Origin of the sequence: Gottfriedia sp. OAE603, assembly GCF_040543965.1 — a bacterium.
GTDB lineage: Bacteria > Bacillota > Bacilli > Bacillales > Bacillaceae_G > Gottfriedia > Gottfriedia solisilvae.
Genome location: NZ_JBEUNN010000001.1, coordinates 3,870,443 through 3,891,425, shown reverse-complemented (window position 1 = coordinate 3,891,425; position 20,983 = coordinate 3,870,443). Strand labels below are relative to the sequence as shown.

The following is a 20,983-nucleotide window of genomic DNA, read 5'->3' as shown; positions in this document are numbered from 1 at the left end:
CTCTCAATTTGTACCTTGAAAACTAGATAATGTCATTCATTAAACTGCGTAAGTTTAATTTAAGTTTTAAAATTAGTTAAGTTAGAAAGGGCGCACGGTGGATGCCTTGGCACTAGGAGTCGATGAAGGACGGGACTAACACCGATATGCTTCGGGGAGCTGTAAGTAAGCTTTGATCCGGAGATTTCCGAATGGGGGAACCCACTACTCGTAATGGAGTAGTATCTTTACCTGAATACATAGGGTACTGAGGACAGACCCAGGGAACTGAAACATCTAAGTACCTGGAGGAACAGAAAGCAAAATGCGATTTCCTGAGTAGCGGCGAGCGAAACGGAAGATAGCCCAAACCAAGAGGCTTGCCTCTTGGGGTTGTAGGACACTCTATACGGAGTTACAAAGGAACGGGGTAAATGAAGCGACCTGGAAAGGTCCGTCGAAGAAGGTAAAAACCCTGTAGTTGAAACCTCGTTCCCTCTTGAGTGGATCCTGAGTACGGCGGAACACGTGAAATTCCGTCGGAATCTGGGAGGACCATCTCCCAAGGCTAAATACTACCTAGTGACCGATAGTGAACCAGTACCGTGAGGGAAAGGTGAAAAGCACCCCGGAAGGGGAGTGAAAGAGAACCTGAAACCGTGTGCTTACAAATAGTCAGAGCTCGTTAATGAGTGATGGCGTGCCTTTTGTAGAATGAACCGGCGAGTTACGATCCCGTGCAAGGTTAAGTTGAAGAGACGGAGCCGCAGCGAAAGCGAGTCTGAATAGGGCGATATAGTACGTGGTCGTAGACCCGAAACCGAGTGATCTACCCATGTCCAGGATGAAGTTCAGGTAACACTGAATGGAGGTCCGAACCCACGCACGTTGAAAAGTGCGGGGATGAGGTGTGGGTAGCGGAGAAATTCCAATCGAACTCGGAGATAGCTGGTTCTCCCCGAAATAGCTTTAGGGCTAGCCTTATGTGTTAGAGTCTTGGAGGTAGAGCACTGATTGGACTAGGGGCCCCCAACGGGTTACCGAATTCAGTCAAACTCCGAATGCCAATGACTTATCCATAGGAGTCAGACTACGAGTGATAAGATCCGTGGTCAAGAGGGAAACAGCCCAGACCGCCAGCTAAGGTCCCAAAGTATACGTTAAGTGGAAAAGGATGTGGAGTTGCTTAGACAACCAGGATGTTGGCTTAGAAGCAGCCACCATTTAAAGAGTGCGTAATAGCTCACTGGTCGAGTGACTCTGCGCCGAAAATGTAACGGGGCTAAACGTATCACCGAAGCTGCGGATTGATACCGTATGGTATCAGTGGTAGGGGAGCGTTCTAAGGGCGTTGAAGCTAGATCGTAAGGACTGGTGGAGCGCTTAGAAGTGAGAATGCCGGTATGAGTAGCGAAAGACGGGTGAGAATCCCGTCCACCGTATGCCTAAGGTTTCCTGGGGAAGGCTCGTCCTCCCAGGGTTAGTCAGGACCTAAGCCGAGGCCGACAGGCGTAGGCGATGGACAACAGGTTGATATTCCTGTACCACCTGATTTCCGTTTGAGCAATGGAGGGACGCAGAAAGATAGGGTAAGCGCGCTGCTGGATATGCGCGTCCAAGCAATTAGGCTGATGTGTAGGCAAATCCGCACATCGTTAAGGCTGAGTTGTGATGGCGAGGGAAATATAGTACCGAAGTTCCTGATTCTACGCTGCCAAGAAAAGCTTCTAGCGAGGAAATAGGTGCCTGTACCGCAAACCGACACAGGTAGGCGAGGAGAGAATCCTAAGGTGAGCGAGAGAACTATGGTTAAGGAACTCGGCAAAATGACCCCGTAACTTCGGGAGAAGGGGTGCTCTTTTGGGTGCAAGCCCGGGAGAGCCGCAGTGAAAAGGCCCAAGCGACTGTTTAGCAAAAACACAGGTCTCTGCGAAGCCGTAAGGCGAAGTATAGGGGCTGACGCCTGCCCGGTGCTGGAAGGTTAAGAGGAGGGGTTATCCCTTACGGGAGAAGCTCTGAATTGAAGCCCCAGTAAACGGCGGCCGTAACTATAACGGTCCTAAGGTAGCGAAATTCCTTGTCGGGTAAGTTCCGACCCGCACGAAAGGCGTAACGATTTGGGCACTGTCTCAACCATAGACTCGGTGAAATTATAGTACCTGTGAAGATGCAGGTTACCCGCGACAGGACGGAAAGACCCCGTGGAGCTTTACTGCAGCTTGATATTGAATTTTGGTACAGCTTGTACAGGATAGGTAGGAGCCTGAGAAGCCGGAGCGCCAGCTTCGGTGGAGGCGTCGGTGGGATACTACCCTGGCTGTATTGAAATTCTAACCTAGAGCCGTTATCCGGCTCGGAGACAGTGTCAGGTGGGCAGTTTGACTGGGGCGGTCGCCTCCTAAAGAGTAACGGAGGCGCCCAAAGGTTCCCTCAGAATGGTTGGAAATCATTCGAAGAGTGTAAAGGCATAAGGGAGCTTGACTGCGAGACCTACAAGTCGAGCAGGGACGAAAGTCGGGCTTAGTGATCCGGTGGTTCCGCATGGAAGGGCCATCGCTCAACGGATAAAAGCTACCCCGGGGATAACAGGCTTATCTCCCCCAAGAGTCCACATCGACGGGGAGGTTTGGCACCTCGATGTCGGCTCATCGCATCCTGGGGCTGTAGTCGGTCCCAAGGGTTGGGCTGTTCGCCCATTAAAGCGGTACGCGAGCTGGGTTCAGAACGTCGTGAGACAGTTCGGTCCCTATCCGTCGTGGGCGCAGGAAATTTGAGAGGAGCTGTCCTTAGTACGAGAGGACCGGGATGGACACACCGCTGGTGTACCAGTTGTTCTGCCAAGAGCATGGCTGGGTAGCTATGTGTGGAAGGGATAAGTGCTGAAAGCATCTAAGCATGAAGCCCCCCTCAAGATGAGATTTCCCATAGCGTTAAGCTAGTAAGACCCCTGAGAGATGATCAGGTTGATAGGTCAGAGGTGGAAGCGTGGTGACACGTGGAGCTGACTGATACTAATCGGTCGAGGACTTAACTAACAAGTTTGATAATGACATTATCTAGTTTTGAGGGTACAAACCCACAAATAAATCAGGTGATTAAGGCGAAGAGGTCACACCCGTTCCCATACCGAACACGGCAGTTAAGCTCTTCAGCGTCGATGGTAGTTGGGGGTTTCCCCCTGTGAGAGTAGAACGTCGCCTGGTTTTATTTTTTTAAGGATCTAAATTAATTAGTATCCAAATTATCGCGGGGTGGAGCAGTCTGGTAGCTCGTCGGGCTCATAACCCGAAGGTCGCAGGTTCAAATCCTGTCCCCGCAACCAAATGGTCCCGTGGTGTAGCGGTTAACATGCCTGCCTGTCACGCAGGAGATCGCCGGTTCGATCCCGGTCGGGACCGCCATACATATGAATTTTAAAACGAAACAATTTGTTTCGTTTTTTTTTATATATAAAACAGCATTATCGTTTCAATAGGCAATGAAGAGTCGTTATAAATTTTGTAACATTCTTAAGTATTAGGAATTATTACTGTTTGACAATCCCTTAATGTTTTGAAATGATATAATATGGCAAAGTTAGAATAGACGAGTATGAATTTTTTGGTGGTGAAGTAATTGGAAATTGTTTTACATACAAATACCGAGGAAGAAACGCAGCAAATTGCATATTTTCTTGGTGAAATAGTTCAACAGAAAGATGTTATTTTATTAGAAGGTGACTTGGGTGCTGGCAAAACAACTTTTACGAAAGGATTTGCAAAAGGACTTGGCGTAAAAAGAACAGTTAACAGCCCTACATTTAATATAATAAAAGAATATAAAGGTAGAATTCCACTATACCATATGGATGTTTATCGTTTAGAAGGAAGTAACGAGGATTTAGGCTTTGATGAATATTTTATGGGTGAAGGTGTTTGTGTAGTAGAATGGGCACATTTAATTTCAGATTACTTACCAAATGAATTCTTGAAAATTGTTATTACACATAAAGAAAATGGTAGAATGATTACTTTATTCCCTAAAGGAGCAAGGTATGAATTTGTTTGCAAGGAGTTAATAAAAGATGACCGTTTTAGCAATTGATACTTCAACAAATGTAATGGGTATTAGTCTTTTAAAGGATGAATCAGTTATTGGTGAAACTATTACATTTATAAATAAAAATCATTCCGTACGTTTAATGCCTGCAATTGATGCTTTAATGAAGGAATGTAACATTAAACCTAAGGAATTAACAAAGATTGTAGTTGCAAAAGGACCTGGATCGTACACTGGTGTAAGAATTGGTGTTACAGTAGCGAAAACACTAGCTTTTTCATTAAATATACCGATCGTAGGTGTATCTAGTTTAAAGGCATTGGCGTCAAATGGTCGTTACTTTGAAGGGCTAGTTTGTCCAATATTTGATGCGAGAAGAAATTTATTGTTTACAGGGCTTTATGATTTTAGAGGGAATGAAACTTCAAGTATTTTAAACGAATGTAATATAGATCGAAGTGTTTGGATGGAAAAATTAAAGTCACTGAATGAGCCAATTCTTTTCGTTGGCAATGATGTTGCGATTCATAAGGATTACATTATTGAACAACTAAATGAACGAGCAATATTTGCTACGAATAATTTAAACAACCAAAGACCAAGTGAATTATTTAACTGTAGTCTTGAGGAAAAGGAAGAATCTGTGCATGAATTTGCACCTGAGTATTTAAGATTATCTGAAGCTGAAGCAAATTGGTTAGCAGACCAAGAAAAGTAGGAGGATGTTATGATTTCATCAGTTGCTTTTCGACAAATGAGAGAAGAAGATTTAAATCAAATAATGGAAATAGAAAAAAAGTCATTTGCAACACCATGGACATATGATGCGTTTTATAATGAGTTACATACAAATCAATTTGCTCATTATGTTGTAGCGGAGGTTGACAAAGAAATCATTGGATACTGTGGATTATGGGTAATTATCGATGAAGGTCATATAACGAATATTGCTATATTGCCGGAGTATCGTGGTAATGGTCTTGGCGAAAAATTGCTTCTTGCAGTAATGGACACTGCTCGTGAACTTGGTGCGGAAACATTAACATTAGAAGTAAGGGTTTCAAATGATGTTGCAAAGGGATTATATCGTAAGCTTGGATTCCAAGATGGAGGAATTCGTAAAAGTTATTATACAGATAATTATGAGGATGCTTTAGTAATGTGGGTGAATATAAATGATCATAAAAGATAATTGTTTAATTCTTGCTATTGAAACTAGCTGTGATGAGACATCAGCAGCTGTTATTAAGAATGGTAATGAAATATTAAGTAATATTGTCTCAACTCAAATCGATATCCATAAGCGATTTGGTGGTGTAGTACCCGAGGTTGCTTCAAGATTACATGTTGAGCAAATTACATTAGTTATAGAAGAGGCCATGTCAAAAGCAAATGTTGAATACACAGACTTATCAGCGATTGCGGTAACAGAAGGTCCAGGTTTAGTTGGAGCTTTACTTATTGGCGTTAATGCTGCGAAAGCAATTGCTTTTGCACATGATTTACCTCTAATTGGTGTACATCATATTGCAGGTCATATTTATGCTAATCGACTTATACAGGAATTGCATTTCCCTTTATTGGCACTTGTGGTCTCCGGAGGGCATACTGAGCTTGTTTATATGAAAGAAGACGGAGAATTTGAAGTAATTGGTGAAACAAGAGATGATGCAGCTGGAGAAGCTTATGACAAAGTAGCTAGAACATTAAAGCTTCCTTATCCAGGTGGTCCACATATTGATCGTTTGGCGCAAGAAGGAAGTGCAAATATTCCTTTTCCTAGAGCTTGGTTAGAGGAAGGTAGCTACGATTTCAGCTTTAGTGGATTGAAATCAGCTGTTATTAATTATATGCACAATGCTGAACAACGTGGAGTGGAGATATCCCCAGAAGATGTTGCTGCAAGCTTTCAAGAAAGTGTTGTAGAAGTAATTGTTACGAAAACAATTCAAGCAGCAAAAGAATATGATGTAAAACAAGTATTGTTAGCAGGTGGAGTTGCTGCAAACAAAGGTTTACGTGCTTCATTACAAAAAGAAATGAGTATATTTAGTGATAAAGAGTTAGTCATTCCACCACTTTCACTTTGCACTGATAATGCTGCTATGATTGGTGCAGCTGCGTATGTTCGTTTCAAACAAGGAAAACTATCAAGCTTGTCTTTAAATGGTAATCCAGGTTTAGATTTAGAAAACATGTAAGAAAGACTTATTCACATTTTCAACAAAATATGTGGATAAGTCTTTTTAGTTTGTTTACAACTTAATAACATTATGTGAACAATAATGTGTATAACTTTAGACAATAACTGTGGATAATGTGCATAAGTCTGTGTAAAAGCTTAAAAATACTAAATTATTTGTGGATAAACATGTAGATAAATAAAAAACGGATCGCTTTTCGCGTATCCGTTTTTTGTTTATTCTTGTAAGTTCTCCCATTCTTCCATAAGAGACATTAAATTTGTTTCATGATCATTTTTCTGAGTGGTTAGTTCTTGTACGAGTTGGAAATCTCCGTAAACTTCTGGTTTACACAGTTCAAGTTCGATCTGTTCAATTTCTTTCTCGATATTTGAAATACTACTTTCAATCTCTTCTATACGACGTTGTGTTTGGCGTAGCTTTTTCTTTAATTCTTTATCCTGTTGATAATCTGAAACTGGTTGATGACTGGATTGACGAATCTGAATTTCAGCGTTTTCCTTTTCAGCCAGTTCTTTTTCATATGCTTCATTTTTCTTGAATAAATAATAATCATAATCGCCTAAATAAGGAGTCAAACCTTCTTTTGCAAGTTCAAATGTTTTTGTGGATAATCTGTTCATAAAGTATCGATCATGGGAAACGAATAAGATTGTTCCTGGGTAATCTAGTAGAGCATTTTCTAATACTTCCTTACTATCCAAATCTAAGTGGTTCGTTGGCTCATCTAGAATTAAGAAATTTGCTTTTTTCATCATAAGCTTTGCAAGAGCCAATCTAGCTTTCTCACCACCACTTAAAGATGAGACATTTTTCGTGACATCATCTCCAGAGAATAAAAAGTTACCTAAGATTGTTCTAATTTCTTGTTCAGTCTTTAACGGATAATCATCCCATAACTCATCAAGAACTCTTTTGTTCGATGTTAATTTAGCTTGTTCTTGATCATAGTAACCAATAAATACATTTGCTCCGAAATCTATACTGCCTTGTAGTTTTTCTAAATCGCCAATAATCGTTTTAAGTAATGTTGATTTTCCAACTCCATTTGGTCCTACTAGGGCAACACTATCTCCACGATTAAGGACAAACTGCATTGACTGATCTATAGTCGGTACACGGTCGTAACCAATGAAAAGGTCTCTAACGTTAAGTACATCATTTCCACTTTGTTTATCTATTGTAAAAGAAAAATTGGCAGAAGACTCGTCTCCTTGTGGTTTATCTACTCTGACCATTCGATCTAGTTGTTTTCGACGGCTTTGCGCTCTTTTAGTAGTAGAAGCGCGAGCGATATTTCTCTGAACAAAATCTTCGAGCTTGGCGATTTGTTCTTGTTGTTTCTCAAACTGTTTTAAGTCTTGTTCGTATTGAGCAGCTTTAAGTTCTAAATGCTTACTATAATTCCCCACATATCTTTGATGCTTGTGGTTTGAAATCTCATAAACGATATTTACAACTTGATCAAGAAAATAGCGATCATGTGACACGATTAATACAGCGCCAGGGTAGGATTGTAAATAACGTTCAAGCCAGCTAAGTGTATCAATGTCTAAATGGTTCGTAGGCTCGTCCAGAATTAATAAATCAGGCTTTGTTAGTAATAGCTTACCTAATGCCAGTCTCGTTTTCTGACCACCACTTAATGATGATATTTTTGTATTGTAATCTTCATTTGAAAAGCCAAGACCACTAATAATTGAACGAATATCTGCTTCAAATTGATATCCGCCACTTTCTTTAAATGTAAATTGAAGATGATCATATTCGTTCACAATTTTGTCGTAAACTGTTTGATTTGAATAAACATCTTCTTGGGTCATTTTATGTTCTAGCTTTCTCATGTTATCCTGCATTTCTACCAAATGGCTAAAAACAGAATAGTATTCTTCCCAAATTGAGCGATCACTTTGTAAGCCAGAGTTTTGAGCTAGATATCCAATCGTGACATCTTTTGGTTTAATTAATTCTCCACCATCATAAGATATTTCACCGGCAATAATTTTTAAAAGAGTAGACTTACCAGCACCATTTCGACCAACAATTGCTACTCGATCATTCGTCTGAACTTCTAACTTAATATTTGAAAGTATAATGTCACTACCAAAATATTTGGAGACATTATTAACTTGTAATAGGATCAAGATATTTCACCTCATTGCAAAATTTTTTATCTATTAAACTGTTTACTGTCAAAATTCATAAATATAGTGTATATTTTACAGTAGAACAAGTACTTTATTACTAAAATGAAGGCTATTTACACAATATAGTAAAAAGAATTACAGTAACAGTAAGTGGGGGATTGTAAAATGGAGTCGGAACAAATTAAAATTCCACAAGCTACTGCTAAACGTCTACCTTTATATTACCGTTTTATAAAGAATTTGTCTTTATCAGGTAAACAAAGAGTTTCTTCAGCAGAGTTAAGTGAAGCAGTAAAAGTAGATTCCGCTACAATTAGAAGAGATTTTTCGTATTTTGGTGCCTTAGGAAAAAAAGGGTATGGCTATAATGTAAATTATTTATTAACATTTTTTTCGAAAGCGCTTAACCAACACGAAGTAATGAAAGTAGCGTTAATCGGTGTGGGGAATTTAGGAACCGCATTTTTACATTATAATTTTATAAAAAACAATAATACAAAGATTGAAATGGCGTTTGATATCGACCCAATGAAGATTGGAACAGAAATAGGTGGAGTTCCAGTCTATAATCTTGATAAATTAGAAGAAATAATGAACGATGATATTCAAATCGTCATTCTAACTGTTCCTGCTCAAGTCGCACAGTCGATTGCAGACCGTTTAAAAGGTAAAAATATAAGAGGTATTTTGAATTTTACGCCTGCACGTATTAGTGTTCCGGAACATATTCGAATACATCATATTGATTTAGCTGTTGAGTTACAAACATTAGCATACTTCTTACAACAATAAGTAAATTAAAAACCCCCATTTCCATGGGGGTTTTTTTAATAGATGAAATGAAACAATTTAATTTGTTGAAATACGACAAATGAGTTCATGAACATATGAGTTAAAATTGGAACTAAAATTGAATTTGTTCGTTTATATAGGTAACAAAATATAAATCCGATTAGAAAATAAGATAAAAAGAATGGCAGGTCACCGTGCATGAACGCAAAAATAACTGAGCTAATTCCAGCAGAAACAATAAATGGAAAACGTTCAAATAGCTTTTTAAAAATAATACGACGGAATACGATTTCTTCCAATATCGGTGCAATTAAACTTGGAATGACGATAAAGGCAGGGTTTAGCTTAGCGATTTGAATAATGTTCTGCGTGTTTTCTGACCCTTTATCTAAATCAAAAACTAAAATTAAAATGAGATTACACACAATTTGAGTAAACATTGTGACAGCATAACCAATTAAAGCCCATTTTAATATTGTCAGCGTAAAACTAGACGAAAGGTTTTTTATTCCAATAGAGATTGGACCTCTTAATAAAATTAAAATAACTAGAAGACCTGTAATAAAACTAATGCATCCCCATAAACCCACTGCTTCGATTTTGGCTGTTTCTTTGTCTAAGCCTTCATATAAACTACTATTTAATAGAAAACGAACACCATACAATCCAGAATACTGAATCAAAACATACGTTAATAAAATCCATAAATCTCTTGTTTTCAAAACGATAACTCCTTTGTGTTGATATTTTCATAACCCAAAGGTTTATAACAACATGTACATTATTGTACTCGTTTAAGATGGTTCTTAAAAGGTATTTACATATTTTTATTAAACTTCTTTAAAATACGTAAATTAAAATTAATAAATTTCGACAAGAAAAGTGCTAGCTTCGGACTTGCAAAATCTCATGATATTATTTAAACTAATAATTGTGTTAGCACTCAATATTAATGAGTGCTAAAAAATAATGATTAGATTATTGAGGAGGTATTACACATGTTAAAACCATTAGGTGATCGTGTTGTAATTGAGCTTGTTGAGTCTGAAGAAAAAACTGCTAGCGGTATCGTATTACCAGGTAGTGCACAAGAAAAGCCACAAGAGGGCAAAGTTGTTGCAGTAGGTACTGGACGTGTACTTGAAAACGGCGAGCGCGTTGCTTTAGAAGTATCTGTAGGTGACCGCATCATCTTCTCTAAATACTCTGGTACTGAAGTTAAATACAGTGGTACAGAATACCTTGTACTTCGCGAAAACGATATTCTTGCAATTATAGGTTAATTAAATAAAATACTTAGTTTATAAAATAATTTTTAAAATTTTAAGGAGGTCATTTTAATGGCAAAGGACATTAGATTTGGTGAAGAAGCACGTCGCGCAATGCTACGTGGTGTAGATGCTTTAGCTGATGCTGTAAAAGTAACATTAGGACCAAAAGGACGTAACGTAGTTCTTGAGAAAAAATTTGGTTCTCCGTTAATTACAAATGATGGTGTAACAATCGCTAAAGAAATCGAATTAGAAGATGCGTTTGAAAACATGGGCGCTAAATTAGTAGCAGAGGTTGCTAGCAAAACAAATGAAATTGCTGGGGACGGTACAACAACTGCAACAGTATTAGCACAAGCGATGATTCGTGAAGGTCTTAAAAACGTAACAGCTGGTGCAAACCCAATGGGTATCCGTAAAGGTATCGAAAAAGCAGTTGCTGTTGCACTTGAAGAGTTAAAAGCTATCTCTAAACCAATTGAAGGCAAAGAGTCTATTGCACAAGTTGCAGCAATCTCTTCAGCTGATCCAGAAGTAGGCGACTTAATCGCTGAAGCAATGGAACGTGTTGGTAACGACGGTGTTATTACACTTGAAGAATCAAAAGGTTTCACAACAGAATTAGAAGTAGTAGAAGGTATGCAATTTGACCGTGGATACTCTTCACCTTACATGGTTACAAATTCAGATAAAATGGTAGCTGAATTAGAAAACCCATATATTTTAATTACAGATAAAAAAGTAACAAATATCCAAGAAATCTTACCAGTTCTTGAACAAGTTGTTCAACAAGGTAAACCATTATTAATCATTGCTGAAGATGTTGAAGGTGAAGCGCAAGCTACAATCATCGTTAACAAATTACGTGGTACATTTAATGCTGTAACTGTAAAAGCTCCAGGATTTGGTGACCGTCGTAAAGCAATGTTAGAAGATATCGCAGTATTAACTGGCGGTGAAGTAATTACAGAAGAATTAGGATTAGATCTTAAAACGACTAATATTACTCAATTAGGCCGTGCTTCTAAAGTTGTTGTAACAAAAGAAAATACAACAATCGTTGAAGGTGCTGGTGAAACTGAAGCAATCCAAAGACGTATTGGTTTAATTCGTGCTCAATTAGAAGAAACTACTTCTGAATTTGACCGTGAAAAATTACAAGAACGTCTTGCAAAATTAGCAGGTGGTGTAGCAGTAATTAAAGTTGGCGCTGCAACTGAAACTGAGCTAAAAGAACGTAAATTACGTATTGAAGATGCTTTAAACTCAACACGTGCTGCAGTAGAAGAAGGTATTGTAGCTGGTGGTGGTACTGCATTAATGAGCGTATATAATAAAGTTGCTGCAATTGAAGCTGAAGGTGATGTTGCTACAGGTATTAACATCGTATTACGTGCGCTTGAAGCACCAGTACGTCAAATTGCAACAAATGCTGGTTTAGAAGGATCAGTAATCATCGAGAAATTAAAATCTGCTGAAGTTGGCGTTGGTTTCAATGCTGCTAACGGACAATGGGTAAACATGATTGAAGAAGGAATCGTTGACCCAACTAAAGTAACACGTTCTGCACTTCAAAATGCAGCATCTGTTTCTGCTATGTTCTTAACAACTGAAGCTGTTGTAGCTGACATCCCTGAGAAAAATGCTCCTGCAATGCCTGACATGGGCGGCATGGGAATGGGCGGCATGATGTAATATCATCCCCTTAATAAAAACCCCGTAAACACTGTTTACGGGGTTTTACTATATTACTCTAAAAAAGAAATCCCCCTTGAATAATCAAGGGGGTATCTTCATTTATACGATAAAATCATCAAATATAGGATCAATTAACTCGCCATTGCTTAACTGACCTCTATTTTTAATTTTACATTTGATAAAAGGTTCAACATAGGTGTAGATTTTGTCTTCGCCTGTTTTTATATGTTTTGTAACGCTGAAAAATGCTTTTCTTTGTCCATTATTCATTCCAAACTCTACTACGCCAACATTTTCAAATTGATTGTTTTTATATTCAGAGATTAATAATCCCATACCTTGTTTTTTATATCCTGTAATGTAGTAAACATTGTACTTCCAATTAATAACTTTTAACCAATTCAAAGATCGGTGAGCTGGTATATAAAAAGAATCTTTTGATTTCGCGACAATTCCTTCAAGGCCAAGCTCTTTAATTTGTTCAAACAACGCTATACCGTCTGACTCAATAAAGAAGCTTTTTTTAATGAATTGTTGGTCTTTCAGTTCGTCGGCAAGAATTTGTTTTCTAGTTGATAAAGGTTCTTTCATCAAATTTCGTTTTCTAATTCGTAATATATCAAAAACGATGTATGTTAATGGGTACTCTTTACTTCCTTGAATAATTTTATGTTCTTGAATCGTATTTACTCGATTTAAAGCTGCTTCATAATCCTCTTTACCGTCGTTGTAACAAACGAGTACGCCATCTAAATAGCAATCATCTAATTCAAGAATATCTAGTTCAGGTATTCTACCTGTTAATTCCGTACCATTTTCTGTGTAAAGTTTATTTAATCCATTTTCTCGTTCCAGTAGTAATCGAACACCATTAGATTTTAATTCGAAGTAATGCTCATCAGAATCAAATGGGTTGTCAGCAGTTTGTAATAACATTGGCTCAATAAACATGTTTTAATCCACTCACTTGATTAATGTTAATATACATAATCTAGTATCCTTCCCATTTTTTTAGTTTTTGAGTTAATTTATATAAATTTTCGTTCAAGTGTTTCTTTTTATAAGTTTTTATATTTTTATCTTCATTAGTTAATTTACTGATATATTATCCCTATTTCAAGTCATAACTTGTCTTCTTTCACAATAAAATTAAATTATCTACTGTGAAATGTGGTGAAAAGAAATGGGGAAAAAAAGTAGTTTTAGAATAACAGAGCTTATGTTAAACGAGTATTATGATTTGAGTCAAAAAAAGAAAAAACATTGAAAATCAAATGGAGCAATTACAAAAAGTATTTCATGGTTTTCTTGATCATCAATTTGGTGAGAATGAAAAAGGCGAGTTTGTGATCAATAATTTGAAATTAGAGCGAATCATTAGAAAGAAAGAGAAGTTTAATGACGCAGAAACAGTAAGTAAACTTGAGGAACTAAAATTAACTGATTTAGTTCAAGTTATTAAAAAACCAGATGGTGATAAAATAAAATCAGCCATAAATCTGGGCTTACTAAATGAAAAAGATTTGGACGGATGTATTTCAATTCATTCGTCACAAGCAATTTATGTAAAGCCAGTTAAAACAAAATAATACAAAAGGAATCAAAGGAGGGCTAAATGCTCTCCTCTTTTTATTTGTCACCAATTTTTGCATTTTGAATATTTTATTAGTATGTGAGTACAAGCATAAAAAGTAAGTATATCATGCTTGAATAAATAAAGAGGGAGCTTTAGATATGGCACTTTGGAAAAATGACTTTATTACAATCAACAAATATACAAGACCGTCTATAAAGTTAAAAGCTATTAAAAAAATCGTGTTACATTGGACGGCTAACCCTGGAGCGAGTGCTGAAAACCATCAAAGGTACTTTAATGGTACAGCTATAAAAAATAAAACATATGCATCTGCCCATATTTTTGTAGATCCTAATGAAGCAATTTGTATTATACCTTTTGATGAAGTAGCTTATCATGCAAACGACCAGTATGAAAGAAATAGTCGTGGTGAAGTATTTCGAGGTGTACCAGAGTTAGCCCCAAATGCTAATTTATTATCAGTAGGCGTTGAAATGTGTGTTGAGAGAGACGGTAGTATCTCATCAGCTACAATAAAGAGAGCTGCAACAGTGATTGCTGCGTTATGTAAAGCTTATAAATTAGATGAAAATGATGTTGTTAGACATTATGATGTAACACACAAACTTTGTCCAAAACCATTTGTGGATGATCCAGAAAAATTTAATGATTTCAAAGCACAGGTTAGAGAAATCTTAAATCCACTTAAAAAACCAATATCTACTAGCCAAAAAGATTCTATTCCGTATAAAGGAATATTAAAAGAGGGATCTAGAGGATCAACTGTAAAAAAAGTTCAGCAAAAACTTAAAATAACAGCAGATGGGATATTTGGTCCAAATACAGAAAAAGTAGTTAAAAATTTCCAATTAAAGAACGGATTAGCAGCGGATGGAATCGTTGGTCCCAAAACATGGAGCAAGCTTTTTTAATGCTTTGATAAAGGGTTTATAAAGGGACTATCATCTTATCATACTTTTTGTAAGTGAAATTGTAATCAAGAAGATGAAATAGTTGAAGTGAAATTACAAGCTAATCGCATTCTAAATTAGTCCTTTAAAAGGCATGATGTCTATAAGTGGCTAAAACAATGCAAAAAAAATCCCTAAGCTATTTAGATTAGGGATTTTTTCATTTAATGAGGTGAGATTACTTTTAAACCAATTACAGATGCTATAACAAGCGTAATAAAGAAAAGTCTTTTCCAGTCGCGGGATTCTTTAAAGAACATCATTCCAATGATGACCGAACCAGCAGCACCAATTCCGGTCCATATTGTGTACCCAGTTCCAACAGGGATGACTTTTAAAGCTTTTGAAAGTAAATAAAAACTAATCCATCCAGAGACAACACATAAAATAGAGTAATTTAATTTTTTAAAATTGTTGGAAAGCTTCATAAAAGTAACAAAACCAACTTCTCCTAAACCAGCAATTAATAAATAAATCCATGCCATTTTATGATGCAGCTCCTTTATCTTCTTGAAGGTCTGATTTTGTTGTTAATTTTAAGCCTAATATGCCTGATAGCAGTGTTATAACTAAAATAATTTTCATGAGTGAGGCTGTTTCGTTTAAAAATACCATTCCGATAATGACCGTTCCAGCAGCTCCAATACCGGTAAAAACAGCATATGCCGTACCAATTGGAAGTACTTTAATTGTTTTTGAGAATAGATAAAAGCTAATGATAATTCCTATTAATGTCAGAATAGTAGGCACCGTATTTGTAAAACCATCTGAATACTTAAGTCCAAAAGCCCAAGCGATTTCACATATTCCTGCAATGATTAAATAAACCCAGCTCATCATTCATCTCTCCTTTTTCGTTGCAATCGATCGCCAAAAAAAGCTCCAAGCAGCTTTTAAGCGTTTCTTTACGAGTCCTTCATCAGGATCAAACAATTGAATAAAACAACTATCTAATAAATGAATATAAGCATCTACTAACTCATCCACATCGTTATGAAGAATTTCATTATTTTTTATGCCTTTTTCAAATAGTCCTCGGATGATAAGAAGTAATTGATCTTCAAACTCTTCGTAGCGTTTTAGTAAATGCCCTTCTAATTCCTTAGGAGGGAATAACAGCATTCTTTTTAGAAATAATCCTAAGTCTTCATGTTGAAAAAAAGTTCGAGTACTTTCTAAAACTGAGTAAAGTTGTTCCTCAACGGTTAGATGATTGTATTTTTCTATTTCTTGTTTAAATTTTGAAACATACACAGAACTTAAGTTTTCAATAATGCTTAGAAAAATTTCTTGTTTATTTTCATAATGGGCATAAATGGAAGGCTTTTTAATGCCAACTGCATTTGCAATCTCGGTCATCGTAGCTTTTTCATAACCATTTTCTGCATACAATTTAATTGTAGCTTCCTGTATTTTTAAAACCGTTGCATTACTTTTCATGTAAATCACTCCTTAAAAAAGCAATTATAAAACTACCTACCGTTCGTTAGGAAAATCATACATCAATATGATTTTCTTTTCAACTTATAGCGTTTACATAAAAATTTATATGGAAATACCTTGACCGGTAAAATATACGTTGATAGAATGAGACAATAATACAAAATACGTCAATATTCTTCATATATCCTCGACAATATGGGTCGAGAGTCTCTACCGGAGCGCCGTAACATGCTCTGACTATGAAGGCAGCATGACTTTATTTAGCGATAAGTCTGATTTTCTGCCTTCTTTTTTCATGTTACACATGTACAAAAGGGAGAAAATCGGCTTTTTTTTATTTTTTTGGGAAAAATAGTATCAGTTCAACTGATACGTTAATTCAATATTATAGATGAGGTGACCGTTTTGCAAAAACATGACACGATTGTTGTACTAGATTTTGGAAGCCAATATAACCAACTAATTGCGCGCCGTATACGTGAGTTTGGCGTTTATAGTGAATTACGTCCTCATACAATCACTGCTGAGGAAATTAAAGAAATGGGTGCAAAGGGAATAGTTTTCTCTGGTGGACCAAACAGTGTGTATGGTGAAAATGCTTTTTATTGTGATAAAGCAATATTTGAATTAGGACTTCCTATTTTAGGAATATGCTACGGTATGCAATTAATGACTCAGCATTTTGGTGGAACAGTTGAAAAAGCTGACCAACGTGAATATGGAAAAGCTGAATTAAATATTCAATTGCAATCTGCGCTATTAAAAGATCTACCTAATGATCATGTAGTATGGATGAGTCATGGTGATAAAGTTACGAAACAACCTGAAGGCTTCGTAGTAGATGCAACAAGTGCATCATGTCCGATTGCTGCAATGAGTAATGAAGCGAAAAAAATGTATGGCGTTCAGTTCCATCCAGAGGTTCGTCACTCTGAATATGGTAATGACTTATTAAAGAACTTCGTTTTCAACATTTGCGAATGTGAAGCGAATTGGTCTATGAAAAACTTTATTGAAGTTGAACTTGAAAATATTCGTCAAACAGTTGGAGACAAAAAGGTACTTTGTGCACTTAGTGGTGGAGTAGATTCTTCAGTAGTTGCTGTATTAATTCACAAAGCAATCGGTGATCAGTTAACATGTATCTTCGTTGATCATGGTTTACTACGTAAAGATGAAGCAGAGGGCGTTATGAAGACGTTTAGTGAAGGCTTCAATATGAATGTAATTAAAGTTGATGCAAAAGAACGTTTCTTATCAAAATTAGCTGGCGTTTCAGATCCTGAACAAAAACGTAAAATTATCGGTAACGAATTTATTTATGTATTTGATGATGAGGCTGCTAAATTAGAAGGTATGGATTTCTTAGCTCAAGGAACTTTATACACTGACATCATTGAAAGTGGTACGGCTACAGCTCAAACAATTAAGTCTCATCACAATGTTGGTGGATTACCAGAAGATATGCAATTTACATTAATTGAGCCATTAAGCACATTATTTAAAGATGAAGTACGTGCAGTTGGTTCTGAACTAGGTATTCCAGATGCAATCGTTTGGAGACAACCATTCCCAGGTCCTGGATTAGGTATTCGCGTACTTGGTGAAATTACTGATCAAAAATTAGAAATCGTTCGTGAATCTGATGCAATTTTACGAGAAGAAATCGCATTAGCTGATCTGGACAAAGAAATTTGGCAGTACTTCACAGTATTACCTGATATCCGTAGTGTTGGAGTAATGGGTGACGAACGTACGTATGATTACACAGTGGGTATTCGTGCAGTTACATCTATTGATGGAATGACTGCTGACTGGGCACGTATTCCATGGGATGTACTACAAAAAATCTCAACTCGTATTGTTAATGAAGTGAAGCACGTAAACCGCATCGTGTATGATGTAACGAGCAAGCCACCTGCAACGATTGAGTGGGAATAAGTAGTAGGTGCGAAATTTTGTAATGAAGCTAGAAACCATGATATAAAAGGGTTTTAGCGATTTGCGAGAGTATCGTTTAATACGACCTGCAACAATTGACTAATTAAAATTACTCTCTTTTATTTGCGTTATTTAGCGAATAGAAGGGAGTTTTTTTATGACCAAAATAGTTGAGATGATTGATGAGTTTAAGTTAAATCAAGAGATTGTAGGACGTAAGAAAGCATATATCGATGTGTGCTTGTATCGTTTAAACAGATGGAAGGATTTTATGGATTACAGACTAGGTGTGACTAATATCGAGGACGTAAAATCGATTCATATTAAAAGATATGTACAAGAGTGCCAAAGTATAGGTAAAGAGGGCAATTCAACAATTAATAATAGTCTTGCCACCTTAAAGGTGTTCTTTCAGCAACTTGTAGATGAAGAATTTATTAATGAACATGACAATCCTATGAAGCGTATTAGAAATTTAAAAGAAGAGAAAACAGTTATTGTCACTTTCAATGATGATGAAGTGGCTAGGATATTAAATGACGTAAAAGAAGAAACATATTCTAATGTTCGTGACAAGTTAATCTTAATTATGCTATTTGATACTGGTGTAAGAGTTTCTGAGTTGTGTGACATTAAGTTAGACGATATAGCCAGTGGTTATATTCTAATTCATGGAAAAGGCTCTAAACAGCGCTTAGTGTACATTAGTAGGGTTATGAGGAAATATATGAGGAAATATGAGCAAATGAAGAAAGAGCGGTTTAAACACAAGAATATTGATGAAATAGAGTATTATTATTTCCTTGACCAGTCAGCATTGCGATTATCACGATCACGAATTAATAAAATACTTAAAGAACACTGTGCAAATGCAGGCGTTAGAAAAGAAGTTCGTTGTTCGCCACATGACTGTCGCCATTACTTTGCACAAAAGCAGTTAAGGAATGGAATAGATATATATAGCTTAAGTAGATTGATGGGGCATTTTGATACGCAAATTACGTCTAAATACTTAAGAGGGTTGGAACAAGAGGATATTTTGAATATTGGTCGGATGAATAGTCCTTTGAAGGGAGTTAAGATTATAAAGAAATAACTTCATTTATTTGTTTTAAGTTAATTGAAGAAAAGTATACAAAATTAAGACCACTTCAATTATAGAATGGTCTTTTTACGCTTCTTAAAATTGAATATCTACAATGTTTTTCGTTTTAGTTACTTAATTGAAACTATTATTAATAAATGAATTTAGTGTAATTATTTCATCAAAATTCATAAATTTGATATTAGCCCTCTAAAATAATCAGTAGCAAAATATAAAATAAGGGCTAATGTTACATATATTTACAAAAAATTACATTTATTGTAAGTTATACTTAAGTGGAGGTATTGAGTATGAAGCATATTAACCTAAATTCATTAGTAGAAACATTTGAAAATTTTAATAATGAACTTAATACGGAGTATCTAAATCTCTTTGGTATTGAGTTTGATGAAGAAGAAATTGAAGACCTGTCTATCTTATTGAATCACTTAAATGTTAATGGAATACGCAACTTAGATAATTTTTATATAGGTTTTAAGATAAATCAAGTAAGCAAACAGTTTGATTTATTAAGGATCGGTACAAATAGCGTAGTAAATATCGAACTAAAGAGAGTAAGTACACCACAAAAAATTGAAAAGCAACTAATTCAAAATAGATATTATTTACATTTTTTAGGTAAACCTGTTCATACATTTACCTTTGTAACAGAATCAGCGGAACTATATGAATATGACCATTCAAACACCCTAAATATTACTTCAATGGAAAATCTAATTTCAAAATTAGATTCTCAAATGATTGAAGATATAGAGGATATACATAGTCTGTTCAAACCATCCAATTATTTAGTATCTCCATTTAATTCAACTGACAAATTTATTAGTGGTGAGTATTTTTTAACAGAACATCAAAATAATATAAAAAATGATATTATCAAACTTTTTACATCTAACTCTGATGAATATGTTTCAGTTATTGGTAAACCAGGAACTGGAAAGACATTATTAACTTACGATTTAGCTAATCATTATATCAACAAAGGATTAAATGTTCTTGTAGTACATTGTGGCTATTTAAATGATGGACATATGACACTGATAACTAATTATCAGTGGAACATTCTATCCATTAAGGATTTTAATAGAATACCCACACATTATTTCGATATTTTAATAGTAGATGAAGCACAAAGACTACAGGATGGACAATTGAATAAAATACAAAATATTGTTAATCATTTAAAAGCCAAATGTATATTTAGTTATGATCCTGCTCAATGTTTTACTTATTCCGAATCCTTTCGAAATATAGGTTTATCAATTGAACATAATCTAGCTAAACAAATTCATACATTAACTGATAAAATCCGTACCAACAAAGAAATAGCATCGTTCATAATAAATCTCTTCGATTTAAGTAAAATTAATTCCAATCAATCATATAAAAATATAAATTTTCAATTCTTTAATGACTATCAATCGGCTAAGAACTATGCTATTAACCTCTCTAATAAGGGTTGGGAAGTAATAAATTTCACAAATTCACTATATTATCGAGTTTCGTATGACGCATTTCAAAGTACTGTAAATCAGAATTCACATGCTGTAATCGGACAAGAGTATGATAATGTAGCAGTATTTATTGACGAACATTTCTATTATGATGTAAATAAAAAACTAAACGCATATGCAGTTAGTAATGGAGCGTATGCAATTGATAAAATGTTGTATCAAAACTTAACTAGGACACGTGAAAAATTGAATATCATTATTATAAAAAATGAAATAATGCTATCAGCTATCTTACAAATATTATCTCCCAAGAGAAAAGTACATGTATAAATACACAAAGAGTTCGAGAATACCAACTCTCGAA

At 35.8% G+C, this 20,983-nt stretch carries 18 protein-coding genes, 2 tRNA genes, 2 rRNA genes and 1 riboswitch; of the genes, 16 read left to right on the top strand and 6 right to left on the bottom strand.

Going from position 1 to position 20,983, the window contains the following annotated elements; translation table 11 throughout:
* Positions 1-74: 74 nt before the first annotated feature.
* From ABID96_RS19510 to tsaD, 8 genes are all read left to right on the top strand, one after another.
* Positions 75-3,014, top strand: a 23S ribosomal RNA gene (locus tag ABID96_RS19510).
* Positions 3,015-3,066: 52 nt separating this feature from the next.
* Positions 3,067-3,182: ribosomal RNA gene (rrf, locus tag ABID96_RS19505) — 5S ribosomal RNA — on the top strand.
* A gap of 42 nt (positions 3,183-3,224) precedes the next feature.
* A tRNA-Met gene (locus ABID96_RS19500) sits at positions 3,225-3,301 on the top strand.
* Positions 3,302-3,304: 3 nt separating this feature from the next.
* Positions 3,305-3,380 (top strand) — tRNA-Asp (locus ABID96_RS19495).
* 214 nt (positions 3,381-3,594) lie between these two features.
* On the top strand, positions 3,595-4,062 hold the full coding sequence (gene tsaE / locus ABID96_RS19490; RefSeq protein ID WP_088004185.1) for a tRNA (adenosine(37)-N6)-threonylcarbamoyltransferase complex ATPase subunit type 1 TsaE: 468 nt from the start codon (positions 3,595-3,597) through the stop codon (positions 4,060-4,062).
* On the top strand, positions 4,043-4,735 hold the full coding sequence (gene tsaB, locus ABID96_RS19485) for a tRNA (adenosine(37)-N6)-threonylcarbamoyltransferase complex dimerization subunit type 1 TsaB (protein WP_192604431.1): 693 nt from the start codon (positions 4,043-4,045) through the stop codon (positions 4,733-4,735). The genes tsaE and tsaB overlap by 20 nt, the downstream gene beginning before the upstream one ends.
* A 9-nt stretch (positions 4,736-4,744) precedes the next feature.
* On the top strand, positions 4,745-5,209 hold the full coding sequence (rimI, locus tag ABID96_RS19480; RefSeq protein WP_192604432.1) for a ribosomal protein S18-alanine N-acetyltransferase: 465 nt from the start codon (positions 4,745-4,747) through the stop codon (positions 5,207-5,209).
* Positions 5,193-6,218: a tRNA (adenosine(37)-N6)-threonylcarbamoyltransferase complex transferase subunit TsaD gene (gene tsaD / locus ABID96_RS19475; RefSeq protein ID WP_088004191.1), complete on the top strand. Its 1,026-nt coding sequence runs from the start codon at positions 5,193-5,195 to the stop codon at positions 6,216-6,218. The genes rimI and tsaD overlap by 17 nt, the downstream gene beginning before the upstream one ends.
* Before the next feature lie 218 nt (positions 6,219-6,436).
* Here the strand turns inward: tsaD and ABID96_RS19470 are convergent, their stop codons facing one another.
* Entirely contained in the window at positions 6,437-8,365 is a 1,929-nt protein-coding gene (locus ABID96_RS19470; RefSeq protein WP_192604433.1) for an ABC transporter ATP-binding protein, read from the bottom strand.
* 168 nt (positions 8,366-8,533) lie between these two features.
* On the opposite strand from ABID96_RS19470, the gene ABID96_RS19465 reads away from it, so the two are divergent.
* The gene (locus ABID96_RS19465) at positions 8,534-9,160 is read left to right on the top strand and encodes a redox-sensing transcriptional repressor Rex (protein WP_192604434.1); all 627 of its coding nucleotides are present in this window, start codon (positions 8,534-8,536) and stop codon (positions 9,158-9,160) included.
* A 35-nt stretch (positions 9,161-9,195) separates the two neighbouring features.
* On the opposite strand, the gene ABID96_RS19460 is transcribed toward ABID96_RS19465, so the two are convergent.
* Positions 9,196-9,882 (bottom strand): CPBP family intramembrane glutamic endopeptidase, encoded by a 687-nt coding sequence (locus ABID96_RS19460; RefSeq protein ID WP_192604435.1) that lies wholly within the window; start codon positions 9,880-9,882, stop codon positions 9,196-9,198.
* 276 nt (positions 9,883-10,158) lie between these two features.
* Between ABID96_RS19460 and groES the strand changes: the two genes are divergently transcribed.
* Entirely contained in the window at positions 10,159-10,443 is a 285-nt protein-coding gene (gene groES / locus ABID96_RS19455; RefSeq protein ID WP_192604436.1) for a co-chaperone GroES, read from the top strand.
* Between the two features lie 57 nt (positions 10,444-10,500).
* Entirely contained in the window at positions 10,501-12,126 is a 1,626-nt protein-coding gene (gene groL, locus ABID96_RS19450) for a chaperonin GroEL (protein WP_088004199.1), read from the top strand.
* A gap of 102 nt (positions 12,127-12,228) precedes the next feature.
* On the opposite strand, the gene ABID96_RS19445 is transcribed toward groL, so the two are convergent.
* A complete protein-coding gene (locus tag ABID96_RS19445; protein WP_192604437.1) occupies positions 12,229-13,080 on the bottom strand; it encodes an ATP-dependent DNA ligase in 852 nt (283 codons plus the stop codon).
* Positions 13,081-13,403: 323 nt separating this feature from the next.
* Here ABID96_RS19445 and ABID96_RS19440 point away from each other — a divergent pair, with 323 nt between their 5' ends.
* Together ABID96_RS19440 and ABID96_RS19435 are read left to right on the top strand one after the other, a co-directional pair.
* The gene (locus ABID96_RS19440) at positions 13,404-13,718 is read left to right on the top strand and encodes a hypothetical protein (protein ID WP_377897006.1); all 315 of its coding nucleotides are present in this window, start codon (positions 13,404-13,406) and stop codon (positions 13,716-13,718) included.
* A 145-nt stretch (positions 13,719-13,863) separates the two neighbouring features.
* A complete protein-coding gene (locus tag ABID96_RS19435; RefSeq protein WP_192604439.1) occupies positions 13,864-14,637 on the top strand; it encodes a peptidoglycan recognition protein family protein in 774 nt (257 codons plus the stop codon).
* A 203-nt stretch (positions 14,638-14,840) separates the two neighbouring features.
* On the opposite strand, the gene ABID96_RS19430 is transcribed toward ABID96_RS19435, so the two are convergent.
* Genes ABID96_RS19430 through ABID96_RS19420 form a run of 3 tightly spaced genes read right to left on the bottom strand, consistent with a single transcriptional unit; the run spans position 14,841 to position 16,116 of the window.
* Positions 14,841-15,161: a DMT family transporter gene (locus tag ABID96_RS19430; protein ID WP_192604440.1), complete on the bottom strand. Its 321-nt coding sequence runs from the start codon at positions 15,159-15,161 to the stop codon at positions 14,841-14,843.
* Position 15,162: 1 nt separating this feature from the next.
* Positions 15,163-15,513, bottom strand: coding sequence for a DMT family transporter (locus ABID96_RS19425; protein WP_192604441.1), 351 nt, complete (start codon positions 15,511-15,513; stop codon positions 15,163-15,165).
* A 3-nt stretch (positions 15,514-15,516) separates the two neighbouring features.
* The gene (locus ABID96_RS19420; protein WP_192604442.1) at positions 15,517-16,116 is read right to left on the bottom strand and encodes a TetR/AcrR family transcriptional regulator; all 600 of its coding nucleotides are present in this window, start codon (positions 16,114-16,116) and stop codon (positions 15,517-15,519) included.
* 160 nt (positions 16,117-16,276) lie between these two features.
* Positions 16,277-16,379: riboswitch (purine riboswitch) on the top strand.
* A gap of 145 nt (positions 16,380-16,524) precedes the next feature.
* On the opposite strand from ABID96_RS19420, the gene guaA reads away from it, so the two are divergent.
* The 3 genes from guaA (at position 16,525) to ABID96_RS19405 (ending at position 20,949) form a co-directional block, all read left to right on the top strand.
* Complete coding sequence (gene guaA, locus ABID96_RS19415; RefSeq protein WP_483301252.1) at positions 16,525-18,060, top strand: glutamine-hydrolyzing GMP synthase; 1,536 nt, start codon at positions 16,525-16,527, stop codon at positions 18,058-18,060.
* 157 nt (positions 18,061-18,217) lie between these two features.
* A complete protein-coding gene (locus ABID96_RS19410) occupies positions 18,218-19,156 on the top strand; it encodes a tyrosine-type recombinase/integrase (RefSeq protein ID WP_192604444.1) in 939 nt (312 codons plus the stop codon).
* Positions 19,157-19,455: 299 nt separating this feature from the next.
* Positions 19,456-20,949: an ATP-binding protein gene (locus ABID96_RS19405; protein ID WP_192604445.1), complete on the top strand. Its 1,494-nt coding sequence runs from the start codon at positions 19,456-19,458 to the stop codon at positions 20,947-20,949.
* The last annotated feature ends 34 nt before the right edge of the window (positions 20,950-20,983 follow it).